The 14,408-nt window shown below is 60.8% G+C and carries 15 protein-coding genes; 10 read left to right on the top strand and 5 right to left on the bottom strand.

The features are described from left to right. Window positions 1-16: 16 nt before the first annotated feature. A complete protein-coding gene (locus ACIQUH_RS05240; protein ID WP_400812958.1) occupies window positions 17-898 on the bottom strand; it encodes a methyltransferase domain-containing protein in 882 nt (293 codons plus the stop codon). Window positions 899-1,039: 141 nt separating this feature from the next. Between ACIQUH_RS05240 and ACIQUH_RS05235 the strand changes: the two genes are divergently transcribed. The 4 genes from ACIQUH_RS05235 to ACIQUH_RS05220 are packed head-to-tail and all read left to right on the top strand — an operon-like array spanning window position 1,040 to window position 3,456. Further along, a complete protein-coding gene (locus tag ACIQUH_RS05235) occupies window positions 1,040-1,831 on the top strand; it encodes a ComF family protein (protein ID WP_400812957.1) in 792 nt (263 codons plus the stop codon). Between the two features lie 60 nt (window positions 1,832-1,891). After that, window positions 1,892-2,146, top strand: a complete 255-nt coding sequence (gene grxC / locus ACIQUH_RS05230) for a glutaredoxin 3 (RefSeq protein WP_003522552.1) — start codon at window positions 1,892-1,894, stop codon at window positions 2,144-2,146. A gap of 24 nt (window positions 2,147-2,170) precedes the next feature. Further along, window positions 2,171-3,031 (top strand): carbon-nitrogen hydrolase family protein, encoded by an 861-nt coding sequence (locus ACIQUH_RS05225; RefSeq protein WP_400812956.1) that lies wholly within the window; start codon window positions 2,171-2,173, stop codon window positions 3,029-3,031. Further along, a complete protein-coding gene (locus ACIQUH_RS05220; RefSeq protein ID WP_400812955.1) occupies window positions 3,028-3,456 on the top strand; it encodes a DUF1178 family protein in 429 nt (142 codons plus the stop codon). The genes ACIQUH_RS05225 and ACIQUH_RS05220 overlap by 4 nt, the downstream gene beginning before the upstream one ends. 38 nt (window positions 3,457-3,494) lie before the next feature. Here ACIQUH_RS05220 and ubiG read toward each other — a convergent pair whose 3' ends face one another. Then, window positions 3,495-4,247 carry a bifunctional 2-polyprenyl-6-hydroxyphenol methylase/3-demethylubiquinol 3-O-methyltransferase UbiG gene (gene ubiG, locus ACIQUH_RS05215; protein WP_174036939.1) on the bottom strand — a complete coding sequence of 251 codons (753 nt, stop codon included), beginning with the start codon at window positions 4,245-4,247 and terminating at the stop codon, window positions 3,495-3,497. Window positions 4,248-4,502: 255 nt separating this feature from the next. Here ubiG and ACIQUH_RS05210 point away from each other — a divergent pair, with 255 nt between their 5' ends. Then, window positions 4,503-5,291: an SH3 domain-containing protein gene (locus ACIQUH_RS05210; protein WP_400812954.1), complete on the top strand. Its 789-nt coding sequence runs from the start codon at window positions 4,503-4,505 to the stop codon at window positions 5,289-5,291. 67 nt (window positions 5,292-5,358) lie between these two features. Here ACIQUH_RS05210 and ACIQUH_RS05205 read toward each other — a convergent pair whose 3' ends face one another. Continuing rightward, complete coding sequence (locus ACIQUH_RS05205; protein WP_400812953.1) at window positions 5,359-5,616, bottom strand: DUF2934 domain-containing protein; 258 nt, start codon at window positions 5,614-5,616, stop codon at window positions 5,359-5,361. A gap of 261 nt (window positions 5,617-5,877) precedes the next feature. Between ACIQUH_RS05205 and ACIQUH_RS05200 the strand changes: the two genes are divergently transcribed. From ACIQUH_RS05200 to ACIQUH_RS05180, 5 genes are all read left to right on the top strand, one after another. After that, a complete protein-coding gene (locus ACIQUH_RS05200) occupies window positions 5,878-6,969 on the top strand; it encodes an enoyl-CoA hydratase/isomerase family protein (protein ID WP_400812952.1) in 1,092 nt (363 codons plus the stop codon). 281 nt (window positions 6,970-7,250) lie between these two features. Beyond that, the gene (gene cysP / locus ACIQUH_RS05195; protein WP_400812951.1) at window positions 7,251-8,237 is read left to right on the top strand and encodes a thiosulfate ABC transporter substrate-binding protein CysP; all 987 of its coding nucleotides are present in this window, start codon (window positions 7,251-7,253) and stop codon (window positions 8,235-8,237) included. A gap of 74 nt (window positions 8,238-8,311) precedes the next feature. Continuing rightward, window positions 8,312-9,133, top strand: coding sequence for a sulfate ABC transporter permease subunit CysT (gene cysT / locus ACIQUH_RS05190; RefSeq protein ID WP_400812950.1), 822 nt, complete (start codon window positions 8,312-8,314; stop codon window positions 9,131-9,133). A gap of 3 nt (window positions 9,134-9,136) precedes the next feature. Continuing rightward, a complete protein-coding gene (cysW, locus tag ACIQUH_RS05185) occupies window positions 9,137-10,024 on the top strand; it encodes a sulfate ABC transporter permease subunit CysW (protein WP_400812949.1) in 888 nt (295 codons plus the stop codon). A 5-nt stretch (window positions 10,025-10,029) separates the two neighbouring features. Next, window positions 10,030-11,055: a sulfate/molybdate ABC transporter ATP-binding protein gene (locus ACIQUH_RS05180; protein WP_400812948.1), complete on the top strand. Its 1,026-nt coding sequence runs from the start codon at window positions 10,030-10,032 to the stop codon at window positions 11,053-11,055. 24 nt (window positions 11,056-11,079) lie between these two features. Here the strand turns inward: ACIQUH_RS05180 and ACIQUH_RS05175 are convergent, their stop codons facing one another. Continuing rightward, the gene (locus ACIQUH_RS05175; protein ID WP_400812947.1) at window positions 11,080-12,177 is read right to left on the bottom strand and encodes a DNA alkylation repair protein; all 1,098 of its coding nucleotides are present in this window, start codon (window positions 12,175-12,177) and stop codon (window positions 11,080-11,082) included. Window positions 12,178-12,423: 246 nt separating this feature from the next. After that, window positions 12,424-13,860: an NAD-dependent succinate-semialdehyde dehydrogenase gene (locus ACIQUH_RS05170; protein WP_400813017.1), complete on the bottom strand. Its 1,437-nt coding sequence runs from the start codon at window positions 13,858-13,860 to the stop codon at window positions 12,424-12,426. Window positions 13,861-14,408: the final 548 nt, after the last annotated feature.

Below are 14,408 nucleotides of genomic sequence, written 5' to 3'. Positions count from 1 at the left end.
GGCCTGAACCGGTTATTCAGGGCAGCTTCACCTCGGTCGTCTTCAGGGCATCGGCAAGACGCACCTTGGCGGAGCCGGGTTTCAGCGGTTTCTGCTGGCTTTCGTGCGGCGCCCAGCCTGACACATAAATGATGGAAAATGTCGCCCTTATCCGGCCGTCGGGGTCGGAATAGCGCTCGGCGTAAAGCTCTGCCGCGCGCAGGAAAAAGGCGCGGTTGAGGGGTTTTCTGCTGCGGCTTGCCAGCGGATTGGCCATGCCCATGGCACGCAGGTCGCGCATCAGCGGGAAAATCGAATCGTAACGCACCGTGTAGCTTTCCGCATCGGTCACAGGGAGCGCAAAACCGGCACGCTGCAAAAGCGCGCCGACATCGCGCACATCGGCGAAGGGAATGACACGCGGGCTGGCACCGCCGGTCAGTTCCGCCTCGGCGGTCAGCAGCACGTCGCGCAGTTCCTGCAGGGTGCCGCTGCCGGGAATGGCGCCGAGAAACAGCCCGTCCGGCTTTAATGCCCGGCGGATCTGGATCAGCGCGCCGGGCGTGTCGTTGGTCAGATGCAGGGCAAGCGGTGACACGATGAGATTGGCGGAGGCCTCCTCAATCGGCAGATGCTCCATGGACGCGGCCTCGGGAATATTCGCATCCGTTGCAAAACAGCTCTCCGTTTCGATACGGCGAATGGTATCCACCTTGCCGGTCTCCGCAAGCCGACGGGCGGTGACGCCCGTTCCGCCATGCAGTTCGATCGCGGTCTCGAACTTGCGCTCCACGATGGCAAGCCGGTCAGCAAGCTCTTCGGCCGCCATATCGAGAAGAAACAGGGCCTTGTCGTCGCGCCGGGTCCATGCCCGGTGGCGATTTTGTTCGATCAGGGCCTGGTCAAAGAGAATATCCATCGTCTTGCCTGCTCGGCCTCAGACGCCTTCGGGATCGGCGGGCCGTATGTTGCTGTCATGCCGCTTCGGGCATCATTTCCGGTATCGCGCCGGAACATATCGCTCTCGCAAAGGCACCCGTTCGGCGGTAAAGTCAACCTCATGGGTGCTGGTGAAAGTCTGTTTTCGGGGTTGCTGTCGAAGTCCGCGGCCGTGCCGGCGGCGGCAGGCCACATGTGGCGTGCGATCTTCCGTATGGTTTACCCGCCAAGCTGCGCGGGCTGCGCCCGCATGACCGGCGGCGAGGGCGCCTTATGTGCGGATTGCTGGCGGGATATCGCCTTTATCGACCGCCCTTTTTGCGAGGTTCTGGGCATTCCTTTCGCGCGGGATCACGGCGACGGTTTCGTGAGCGCACAGGCGATTGCCGAACCGCCGCCTTTTGACCGCCTGCGCGCCGTCGCAAGCCATGAGGGAACCGCCCGCAAGCTCGTGCACCGGCTGAAATATCAGGACCGGACCGATCTCGCCCGCCTGATGGCGCTGTGGATGCTGAGGGCAAGTGACGGAACGGTGAATGCCTGTGATTGCATCGTGCCCGTTCCATTGCATCGTCGACGTTTCCTGCGTCGCCGCTTCAATCAATCCGCCGAGCTGGCGCGGCATCTCGCCAAGGCCTCCGGCAAGCCCTTGGCTGCCGGAACGCTGCTGCGCGTGAAGCCGACCGAGCGGCAGGTGGGGCTTTCCGCGCTGGCCCGGCGGGACAATGTGCGCGGTGCTTTTGCGCTTGCGCCCGGCCGTGAAACCGATGTCCATGGCAAGCGCGTGGTACTGGTGGACGACGTCTATACCACCGGCGCGACGGTGGGTGCGGCAAGCCGCGCCCTGCGCAGGGCCGGTGCCGCGGATGTGACGGTTTTGACCTTTGCAATGGCCATTTCCGGCCCTATATGAAACCTGAATGACATGACTTTATCGTGCGTTTTACCGCACGTTTGCGAGGGCTTTGAAAACATGGCACCGGTGACGATCTATACGCGGGATTTTTGTGGTTATTGCGCGCGCGCCAAGGCGCTGCTGGACAGCAAGGGCGTGGATTACGCCGAATATAACGCCACGACGACGCCGGAATACCGGCAGGAAATGATCGAAAAATCCGGCGGAACGACGTTCCCGCAAATCTTCATCAACGGCCAGCATGTGGGCGGTTGCGACGATCTGCACGCGCTGGAGCGTGCCGGTAAACTGGACGCGCTGCTGGCCGCCTGATCGGCTTGATTGACGGAGGAAGTGATGAGTTTCAAGGCTGCCGCCATTCAGATGCGCTCCGGCGTCGATCCGGCAAAAAACGCCGCCGATATGGAACGGCTGGTGTGTGCGGCTGCAGCCGAAGGCGCCGTTTATGTGCAGACCCCGGAAATGACGGGTGCGATCCAGAAGGACAGGCAGGCGCTGCGTGCGCAACTGCGCGATGACGATGGCGATATCATCGTTGCGACGGCCGCCCGTCTCGCCCGCGAACTCGGCATTCATGTCCATGTCGGCTCCACGGCCATTGCCCGTCCGGATGGCAAGATCGCCAATCGCGGTTTTCTCTTCGCGCCTGACGGTTCGCGCATCTGCAGCTATGACAAGATCCATATGTTCGATGTCGATCTCGACAATGGCGAAAGCTGGCGTGAAAGCGCTGCTTATCAACCCGGCGAAGTGGCGCGTATCGCCGAACTGCCGCTGGCGAAATTCGGCTTCGCGATCTGCTATGACGTCCGTTTCCCGCAGCTTTTCCGTGCGGAAGCGCTGGCGGGTGCCGAGGTTCTGACCGTTCCGGCGGCTTTCACCCGGCAGACGGGGGAGGCGCATTGGGAAATCCTGTTGCGTGCCCGCGCCATCGAAAATGGCGCTTTCGTCATTGCCGCGGCTCAGGCCGGCGTGCATGAGGACGGGCGCGAGACCTTCGGCCATTCCATCATCATCGACCCATGGGGCAAGGTTCTGGCCGTTGCCGGCGGCGCTGGAGAAGAAATCATCTTCGCCGAGATCGACACGGCGCTGGTGGCGGCTGCGCGTGGCAAGATTCCCAATCTTCGTAATGCCCGCGAGTTTGGTCTGGACACGGTTATTCCCCTGAAACCTGCCGGAGGTGAAGCGGCGTGATCCGTTATGCGCTGTCCTGTGAAAAGGGCCATGAGTTCGAAGGCTGGTTTGCCGGTAGCGACGATTTCGACAATCAGTTGCAGCGCGGTTTGCTGTCCTGCCCGGTCTGCAATTCCGTGCAGGTTTCCAAGCTGTTGATGGCACCTTCGGTTTCCACCGCCCGCAGGAAAGACGAGCGCCAGACGCTGGCCATGGATGCCGCCAGAAAAGAGGCGCTGGCAAAAATCCGCGAGGCCGTCGCCAATATCCGCTCCAATGCCGAAGATGTCGGCGATAAATTTCCGGAGGAAGCCCGCAAGATCCACTATGGCGAGGCGGATGAGCGCGGCATCATCGGTAACGCCTCGGCGCAGGAAGCCAAGGCCCTGCTGGACGAGGGTATCGAGATCGCGCCGCTGCCGGTGCTGCCCGACGACGTCAACTGAATTTCCTTAGAACGACATCACTCACAGAGTGCCCGGCGTTACCCCTGCGCCGGACGTTTCGCCAGCATCATATAGTTGACGTCCATGTCCGGCGAGAGATTCCAGCGATCCTGCAGCACGTTATAGAAGACGCCGGTGCGGTGGATGATATCCATGCCGCTTGCCACCAGCGGCCGCTCGAGTTCTTCCGGGCGAACGAGCTTTTCATATTGGTGTGTGCCGCGCGGCAGCCAGCGCAGCACGTTTTCGGCGGCGAAGATCGCCAGCGCCCGGGCTTTGAGCGTGCGGTTGATGGTGGCGGCGAACATCAGCCCGCCGGGGCGCACCATTTTCGCACAGGTGGTGACGAACAGATCGACATTGGCCACATGCTCCACCACCTCCATGTTGAGGATGACGTCGAAGGTTTCGCCGGCTTCCTGCAACTGTTCGGCGGTCACGGCGCGGTAGTCGACGCTGACCCCGCTTTCGCGGGCATGGGTGGAGGCGATGCCGATATTCTTTTCCGAAGGATCGGCGCCCACCACATCGGCGCCCATGCGTGCAACGGGTTCGGAGAGAAGGCCGCCGCCGCAGCCAATATCCAATATGCGCAGCCCTTCCAGCGGGCGGTGCGCCTTCGGGTCGCGGCCGAAATTGTCGCAGATGCGGTTGCGGATATATTCGAGCCGCACCGGATTGAACTTGTGCAGCGGGCGAAACTTGCCGGTCGGGCTCCACCATTCCGCAGCCATCGCGGAGAAGCGATCCACTTCGCTCTGGTCGACGGTCGTCTGTGCGGTTTCGCTCATGGTTCTGCTCCATATTGCCGTTGCACTGAAGTCGGATGATTGCCCCCCGAAGTCAAGACCGGCGGTCCATTCCGCCGGCAAATTGTCGGGCGCTGATTGCCGCAGGTGGAACTGATGGGGCGCCTTATTTGTTTCATGCTGCGTTCATCGACGGACGCGTATTTTCCGATCGTGGCTTTATGCCAACACATGCTCGTCCATCGAAGAGATGGATGCCGACAAGGGCAAAGCGGGCCTTTGCTTGAGGAGAAAGAAGTGAAGAACAAACTGTTTGGCGCAATAGCGCTGGTGGCCATGCTCGCTGCGCCGGCTCTTGCCGAAGCTGCGACGCGCGGTTTCGCCACCGCGAATGTGAATATGCGCTCCGGCCCGAGCACGGCTTATCCGGCCGTCGTGGTGATTCCGAATGGCGCGCCGCTCACCGTCCACGGCTGCCTGTCGGACACGCCCTGGTGCGATGTCTCTTTCGTGGGCGGTCGCGGCTGGGTTGCCGGGCGATACATCGCCACGACCTACCGGCAGAACCGGGTCTATGTCGAACCGCGTTATTACCGCGATCTCGGCGTGCCGGTGATCACCTTCGAAGTCGGCCGTTATTGGGACCGTTATTATCGCGACCGTGACTTCTACCGCGAGCGCGACCGCTGGCGTCGTCCGCCGCCGTCTGGCGGTTACTGGAACGCCCCGCCTCCGCCGCCCCGCGCCGACTGGGATCGCCCGCGTCCGCGTGACGAATGGCGTGACGGACGCCGGGACGAGTGGCGTGACCCTCGCCAGGGCGGCGGCCCGAACGATGGCCGCTGGGAACGTCGTTACGGCGACTGGAACCAGGGTGACAGAAATCAGGACAGACCGCGTCGCGATGACGACCGGCGTCGCTGGGAAGACGAAAATCGGGATCGTAATCGCGATGTCCAGCGGAACGAGGATGACGGCCAGCGTCGCTCCGAGCGCCGCCAGTGGGATGAACAGCGCCGTGCGCCTGACGCGGGAAATCGCGGGGATGACTGCCGGATCAGCGAAAAGGGTTGTGACCCGCGCTAAACAGACAAAGCCCGGCGAGATCGTCGGGCTTTTTCATTTATGGCTTCCGCTTACCTTCTCGGGGTCTTTATTTCGCGGCGGCAGCCTTGCGGGCACGGCTCTTGGGTTTTGCCGGCGCTTCCGCATCCGGTGCGGTTTCGGCAGCAGCGGCCTTGGGAGTGGCCTTCTTGCGCGTCGCGGGTTTCGTCGCTTCCGATGTCTTCAGCAGCGAAAATTCATGCTTGGCCTGCTCCCAATGGTGCGCGTCACGCCCATGGGGATGGCCTTCCTTTTCCCAGAGTGTATAGGCCCGTTTACTGATCCATTCGTGTTCCGAAACCTGCATGCTCGTCTCCCGTTGCTGTTTACAGCGCCTTTGAGAAGGCGACATTCCGCTTGGTCCGGCACACGCTCGACAGGAATCAATGCCGGCATTTCCAGAGCCCATTACATGCCATGATTTTCCGGGCGTCAAGCAAACATGCTGCATTGCGAAAACGGATTTCTGGCATTTTCTGCCCGTTAAAGCGGTTTGAGCGAAAGACGTTCCCGAAAGACAAGATCAACGTTGCGTGAACGCGCCGGGGCGGCCAAGATGGCCGGATAAATGGCAGCGGAGGAGGCGGTCTTGGAACAGAGAACGGAAACGGATGCGCAGGTGATCGTCGAAAAACGGGGAGGGGCAGGCATCATTCGCCTCAATCGCCCGAAGGCCATCAACAGCCTGACGTTGTCGATGGTGCGCGGTCTGTTTCAGGCGCTTCAGCGTTTCGAGGAGGAGCCCGACGTTTCCTGTGTGGTGCTGACCGGAGAAGGCGATAGAGGGCTTTGCGCCGGCGGCGATGTCCGCATCATTCATGATCTCGGCAAGGCGGGTGATCCTCAGGTGCTTGATTTCTGGCGGGAAGAATTTCCGCTCAACTATCGCATCGCCCATTACAGCAAGCCCTATGTTGCGCTGATGGACGGCATCGTCATGGGCGGCGGCGTCGGTATTTCCGCCCATGGCAGCCACCGCATCGTCACCGAACGCACGCGGCTCGCCATGCCGGAAACGGGTATCGGTTATTTCCCCGATGTTGGCGGGTCCTGGCTTTTACCGAGAGCGCCCGGCGAATGCGGCACCTGGCTCGGGTTGACGGGCAACGCCGTCAATGCTGCGGATGCGATTTATGCCGACTTTGCCGATCATCTCGTTCCTTCGGACCGCTTCGACGGGCTAATCCAGGATTTGTCACAGGCGGCGGATACAGACAGCATCGAGACGGCGATCACGGCGCGCGCGGTTGAGCCCGGTGAAGGCGTTTTATCCAAAAATCGGGATGTCATCGATGCGACGTTCCGTTTTGACAGGGTCGAGGAAATTTTCGCTGCACTTGCGGCGCGTCACGATGCGTTTTCGCGCGAGACCCTCGAGGTTCTGCAAAAACGCTCCCCCACCAGCCTGAAACTGACCCTGAAGCTGCTGCGCCTCGGCCGGGAAAGCGCAAGTCTCATTGAATGCCTCGAAAGGGAATTTGCCGCCGGCACGGAGATATTGCGGCGGCACGATTTTTACGAAGGCGTGCGTGCGGCTCTGGTCGACAAGGACCGCAACCCCCGCTGGCGGCCTGCCCGGCTGGAAGAGGTGAGCGAGGAAGACCTGGCGCCTTACCTTGTCGCGCATTCCGGCAATCTGTTTCCCGAGCATCGTCTTTGATCAGCGTATACCAGTAGTCCGCTAATCTCCTCCCTCATCTCTGTGACGAGCCCAGGAATGAGGGCTGCGGGATGCCGCGAATGTCGTCTTTCCCGCCGAGCTTGCCTGAAAGGCTGGCGCAAAAGAAATCCGGCTTCCCGCTTCATATGAAATCATCGCCTTTCAGGCTTGAATTAATTAGGCGAAATTTCCAATCGATGCCTGCGCAAAGCACGCCTGTTTCTCGTCGCTGTTGCTGCCGCCCGTTATGTTGAGCACCATTCGAATTGCCGGGGGTATTCATGAAACGTCTTCTCATTATCGGTACTGCCATTGCCTCTCTTTTTGCAGGTGCGGCGCAGGCGCAGTCTCCGACCACCATTCTCAACGCATCCTACGATGTCGCCCGTGAAGTCTTCGCGGCCGAGAACGAGGCGTTCATCAAGCTGCATCCGGGCGTCACCGTCGACCAGTCGCATGCCGGCACCTCCAAGCAGGCGCGCGCCATCGTCGAGGGTCTGGAAGCTGATGTCGTCACCTTCAACCAGGTCACCGACGTCGATTTTCTGGTGAAGCAGGGCTTCGTTTCCGCCGACTGGAAGAAGGATTTTGCGAATGATGCATCGCCCTTCTATTCCTTCCCGTCCTTCCTCGTGCGCGCCGGCAATCCCAAGGGTATCAAGGACTGGGACGATCTGGCCCGCGACGACGTGAAGATCGTCTTCCCCAATCCGAAGACCTCGGGTAATGCCCGTTACACCTATCTCGCCGCCACGGCTTACGCCAAGGAGAAGTTCAACGGCGATGAGGCGAAGGTCCAGGCATTCGTCAAGAAGATCTTCGACAACACCCCCGTGTTCGACACCGGAGGCCGTGCCGCCACCACCACTTTCGTGGAGCGTGAAATCGGCGACGTGCTGATCACCTTCGAAGCCGAGACCCGCGGCATCGCCAAGCAATATGGCGCAGACAAGGTGGAAGGCGTGGTGCCCTCCGTCAGCCTGCTCGCTGAATTCCCGGTGGCCGTGGTGGACAAGGTCGTCGACAAGCGCGGTTCGCGCGATCTGGCGAAGAGCTATCTCGACTTTCTCTATACCGAGGAAGGCCAGCGCATCGCTGCCGAATTCGGCCACCGCGTCCATAATGAAAAGGTCGTCGGCGAGTTCAAGGACAAGTTCCCGGCCATTCGCCTTGTCAACGTCGATGATGTCTTCGGCGGCTGGGATAAAATCCAGAAAGAGCATTTTGCATCCGGCGCGACGCTTGATACGCTTTACGGCAGCCGTTAATCACAGCGATACGCAACAGGTAAAAGACCCGGCGGGAAACCGCCGGGTCGCTTTTTGATGAATGGGGGCGGGGTTTGAAGCGGAATGTTCTGCCGGGGCTGAAATTGTCGCTCGGCGTTACCCTGACTTATGTCGCCATCATCGTGCTCCTGCCGCTTTCGGCGCTGGTGTTCAAGGCGGCAAGCCTCGGCCCTGTCGAATATTGGTCGATCATTTCCTCGCCCCGCGCCGTCGCCAGTTATCGCGTTACCGTGCTCTGCGCCTTGGCCGCGACACTATTCAACGTCATTTTCGGGCTGGCGCTCGCCTGGGTGCTGACGCGTTACCGCTTTCCGGGCTGGCGCATCGTCGACGCCATCGTCGACCTGCCGTTCGCGCTGCCCACCGCCGTTGCCGGCATCGCGCTGACGACGCTGTTTGCGGGCAATGGCTGGTTCGGCTCGGTACTTTCCCAATTCGGCATCAAGGTGGCCTATACGCCCGTTGGAATCATGGTGGCGATGGCCTTTACCAGCCTGCCCTTCATCGTGCGCACCGTGCAGCCGGTGCTGGAAGATCTCGACCCGGCGCTGGAGGAAGCGGCGCAGTCGCTTGGTGGCTCCGATCTCGAAATCTTCCGAAAGGTCATCCTGCCATTGCTGACGCCGGCGTTGCTCGCCGGTCTGTCGCTCTCCTTCGCCCGTAGCCTCGGCGAATTCGGAGCGATCATCTTCATCGCCGGCAACCAGCCGTTTTCGACGGAGATCACCGCGCTGCTGATCTTCATCCGGCTGGAGGAATATGATTATCAGGCGGCCGCCGCCATCGCCTCCGTGCTGCTCATCACTGCCTTCGTGATGCTGGCGGTGACCAATTATCTGCAGGCGCGCGCGCTTCGTTATACGGTGAGGGGTTAAGAGATGAGCGTCGTTTCTTCACACCGCAAGCCGCCACGCGTCGGCGATGCGCCTCTCGTTCGCCGCAGCCTGATCGCCTTTGTATTGGTCATCGGCGCCCTGTTGGTCGTGGCGCCGCTTATCATCATCGGCGTCGAGGCGTTTTCGCAAGGCTGGAAGGCCTATTCCGCCACCATCACCCATCCCGATACCCGGCACGCCATCATGCTGACGGTGCTGACGGCGCTGATCGCCGTGCCGGTCAATACGGCCTTTGGTGTCGCGGCCGCATGGGCGATCACCAAGTTCGACTTCCCCGGCCGACGCTTTCTGCTGGTGCTGATCGAAATACCTTTCTCGATCTCGCCGATCGTTGCCGGTGTGGCCTATCTCTTCGTTTACGGCCTGCAGGGGCTTTTCGGCCCGTTCCTTGATGCGCATGATATCAAGATACTTTTTGCGCTTCCCGGCATCGTCATCGCCTCGATGTTCGTCACAGCACCTTTCGTGGCGCGCGAGCTTATCCCGCTGATGCAGGCGCAGGGCCGCGATCTGGAAGAGGCGGCGACCTCGCTCGGCGCATCCGGCTGGCGTACCTTCTTTTCGGTGACCTTGCCGAACATCAAATGGGCGCTGCTTTACGGTGTCGTGCTGTGCAATGCCCGCGTGATGGGTGAGTTCGGTGCCGTATCGGTGGTGTCGGGTAATATTCGCGGCCAGACCAACACGCTGCCGCTGCATATCGAGCTGCTTTATCACGATTACCAGACGGCTGGCGCCTTCGCCTCGGCCTCGATCCTCGCTACTCTCGCCGTCGTTACCATCATCGCCAAGGTGGCGCTGGAACGGCGCGGCGCCGGGCGCGGGGCCAAAAAGACCAACGGCGATGCCGCCATCGCCACGGAGACCTGATTCCCATGAAAATCCGCCTCGAAAATGTGGTGAAGACCTTCGATACGTTCCGCGCCGTGCGCGACGTTTCGCTGGATATCGAAAGCGGCGAGCTTCTGGCCCTGCTCGGACCCTCGGGTTCCGGCAAGACCACGATTTTGCGCATGGTCGCCGGTCTCGAATATAGCGACGGCGGCCGCATCTTTTTCGGCGACGAGGACGCCACCAATATTCCGGTGCGCGATCGCGGCGTCGGCTTCGTATTCCAGCATTATGCGCTTTTCCCGCATATGACCCTGCATCAAAACATCGCCTTCGGCATGAAGGTCTCGAAAGTGAAGCGCGACAGGGCGGCGATTGACGCCCGCGTCGAGGAGCTTCTGCGGCTGGTGAAGCTCGATGGTCTGGGCGACCGTTTCCCGGCACAGATTTCCGGCGGCCAGCGACAGCGCGTGGCGCTGGCGCGTGCGCTTTCGGTCGATCCCAAGGTGCTTCTGCTCGATGAGCCTTTCGGGGCGCTGGACGCCAATGTCCGCCGCGATCTGCGTCGCTGGCTGCGGGAAATTCACGATTCTCTGGGCATCACCACGATTTTTGTGACGCATGACCAGGAAGAGGCGCTCGATCTTGCCGACCGTGTCGTCATCCTCAATCAGGGTGAGATCGTGCAGCAGGGTACGCCGAAGGACGTCTGCCGCCAGCCGAACAGCGCCTTCGTCATGCGCTTTCTGGGCGATGCCAACCGGGTGTCCGGCGTGGCGCGTGGCGGCAAGGTCTATGTCGGCGATAACGAACTGCCTTTCTCCTACGCACAAGGCGACGGCGCGGTGGATATCTATGCCCGCCCCGGCGATCTTGAATGGGAAGATTTGCATGAGGGCATTCCCGCCTCGGTGGCGCGGGTTCTCGACCGTGCGGGCGAACGCCGGGTGATTGCCAGCACCGATGGCGGCGATCTCCTGGAATTCGACGTGCCGCCGGAAAACGATGTCGCTGCGGGAGACCGCGGTTCCGTCATCATTCGGCGGGCAAAGATTTTCCCGGCCGCGTGAAGCGCGGCAGGGCGCTCGCCGGATTCAGATCAGAAGTTCGAAGGCGCTTTCCGCCACCAGCCTGCCATTGATCATCAGGTCGACCCTGTGAAGGCCGGCATAGTGCTTGCGGGTGGTGAAATCTCGTATGGCGCGGCTGATTGACAGCGCGCATGTCTCACCGGGCTGAAGCTCGATCTCTTTCCACTTGAAGACTTTCGCGGAGGCATCGCCGCTCTTCTTCACGTAGTGCACGGCGTAGTCGATCACCAGCTTCTGCGGGCGTTTCGCCGTCGAGGTAAAAGAGGCCGAAATCCGAACGGGGTTGCCGAGAGCCACCTTGTCTGGCGTGATCTGAAATGTCGCAAGCGCAATTTCCGCTTCCGCATGTGCGCCGAGATGGGCAAGCGCTGCGGCATCGCCCTTCTTGATCAATGTGCGCAGGGCCTGCCGGGTGATCCAGCGCGTATGCGGATTGTCCTTCGGCCATGCATCGATGAGCGCCAGCACGAAGGCGGGGTTATCCTTGGTGATGTCGTTCAGATGATTGGCGACGGATTTGCGCACATAAAGCGCTTCATCGGTTTTCATCGCGTCGAGGATTGCGGTCACTGGTGACGGATCGTCGATCAGGGGTTTGAGCTGGAACGACCATGGCAGGCGCGGCCGGCAGCCTTCGCTCGCCAGCCGCCGCACATGCTCGTTTTCGTGCCTTGACCATGTTTCCATCACGGCAAGGGTGCGGGCCATATCCTTTTGCAGGAAATGCCGGATGGCGAATTCCGATGAACCGAAACGGGTGAAATAGGACAGGGCCCGCAAGGAAAGATCGAAATCATCGAGACCGTAGAGGGCCACATATTCCGGCAGCGAAATGGAGGCGAAACCGTTGCCGATGCCCGGCGCTGCGGCGGTCAGGATCTCGATGTTGCGGGCATAGTCGCCGGGAAGTGTGGCGTGCAGGCTCGTGGCCACCTGCCGCATGCGCTGCATGATGCCCAGCGCTTCCAGATTGGCGGTGGCGAGCGCCATGAAGGCGGAAACGTCAAAGGACGGATGAACGGCCTTGGTCTCATCGGCGATATGCCGCAGTTTTTCGCGGTTGAAGATTTCCTTCAATGCCGGTGCCGCCGTATCGCTCATATCGCCCCTCGAAGTTCACTTTTTGTTCTTTTATAAGGCAGGGTGAGCCCGGGGGCAAGGGAAGACTGCGCAGCTTTCGGAGGTGAGGATGAATCGAGCGAATGCACCTTGCCTCCTTCTCCCCGCCGGGGAGAAGGTCGCGGCAGCGGGATGAGGGGCAACGGCAAAGATATACGGAGAGCTCGCCCCCTCATCTGCCCTTCGGGCATCTTCTCCCCGGCGGGGAGAAGAAATTTCAAGGCCAACTCAGCTCATCTGGCTGACGAATTTGGTCTCCAGATAGGCCTGAACCGCTTCCGAACCGCCTTCCGTGCCGTAACCGGAATCCTTGATGCCGCCGAAGGGGACTTCGGGGAGAGCAAGGCCGTTATGGTTGATGGTCAGCATGCCGGCCTCGACCTGATGGCCGAGTGCATGCGCGGTCTTGACCGAGCCGGTGAAGGCATAGGATGCGAGGCCGAAGGGCAGGCGGTTCGCTTCGGCAACCGCATCGTCGAAGCTCGAGAAGCGGTTGATGATCGCGACCGGGCCGAAGGGCTCGTCATTCATGATTTTGGCTGACGTCGGCACATTGGCGAGAACCGTCGGCTCGAAGAAGTTACCCTTGTTGCCGATGCGGCGACCGCCGGTCTTCAATTCGCCGCCATGGGAAACCGCGTCGTTGATGAGGCCTTCCAGTGCGGGAATGCGGCGCTCATTGGCGAGCGGGCCCATGATGACGCCCTCTTCCAGCCCGTTGCCGACCTTGATGGCCTTCGTCGCTTCCACGAAACCTTCGAGGAAGCGGTCGGCCACGCCGTCCTGCACGAGGAAGCGGGTGGGGGCGACGCAGACCTGGCCGGCATTGCGGAATTTGGCAAGCGAGGTGACTTCGATCGCCTTGTCGATATCGGCGTCGTCGAAGATCATGACCGGCGCATGGCCGCCGAGCTCCATCGTGGCGCGCTTCATGTGCTTGCCAGCCAGCGCCGCCAGATGTTTGCCGATGGGGGTGGAGCCGGTGAAGGATATCTTGCGGATGACCGGATGCGGGATCAGATATTCCGAAATCTCGGATGGAACGCCATAAACGAGACCGATGACGCCAGCCGGCACGCCCGCATCCACAAAGGCGCGGATCAGTTCCGCAGGCGATGCCGGCGTTTCTTCCGGCGCCTTGACGATAATGGAGCAGCCGGTGGCAAGCGCTGCGGAAAGCTTACGGACGATCTGATTGATCGGGAAATTCCACGGCGTGAATGCCGCGACGGGACCGACCGGCAGCTTGATGGCCAACTGCGACACGCCGGTCGCGCGCGCCGGAATAACCTGCCCGTAGGTGCGGCGGGCCTCTTCGGCGAACCAGTCGATGGTGTCGGCAGCGCCCATGATTTCGGTGCCCGATTGCGCCAGCGGCTTGCCCTGCTCGCGGGTCATCATATAGGCGATCCTGTCCTTGCGATCGCGCAGGATATCCGCCGCCTTGCGCATGATCTTCGAACGCTCGAAGGGAGAGGTATCGCGCCACAGCCTGAAACCGCGCTCGGCGGCGGCAAGCGCCAGATCGAGGTCTTCCTTCCCGGCATGGGCAATCGCACCGATGATCTCGTCGGTTGCCGGATCGGACACGGCGATCGTCTTGCCGGAAACGGCGTCTCGCCATTCGCCATCAATGAGAAGTTTGATGTCGGGATAGGTGTGCATAGGGGCTACCTTCATGATGCGGCCGATACGGCGAAATGCCGTCCGGCCCGGAGACGTGAACAGAATTTTCCTGGCCGGACGATATCCGGCATTGCGGCTTTCGCTGCGCGGAACATGTGTCTGGGCATTTCCGGCAAGAGGCTTCTGGAATTGCCGGAAACGGAAACGACAGCCTTTATATTAAGGTCCGGGCGGTATGTTTCAACCGTGTGCTCCGGCAAACGTCATGATTTTTCTGTGACGCGGAATTTGTCATTCGTCATTTCAATCTGGTGCGGAGATGGAACGGCGCATGCGCGGCTGCCTTACGCGAATCAGATGAACCTGCGGGACGGTGAAAGGCTCTCGCCACAATTCGGCCGTTGTCGCATCTGACGAATTACCGGGAGGGGGCTCCGGCGCTTGTCGCTTGCGTCATAACGGGACGTGTGGCCCGAAAAAATACAATAAGACGGAAAAATTATCCAAAGGGTTTACTCAAAACCTAGAGAAAATACGGATAAAATCTCAGTGAGGATATAACATCCATTCCTGATATATATTGCTGG

The organism is Agrobacterium sp. NPDC090283 (assembly GCF_044769685.1).
In the GTDB taxonomy this organism is placed as follows: domain Bacteria; phylum Pseudomonadota; class Alphaproteobacteria; order Rhizobiales; family Rhizobiaceae; genus Agrobacterium.
This window is presented reverse-complemented; position numbering and strand designations above follow the sequence as displayed.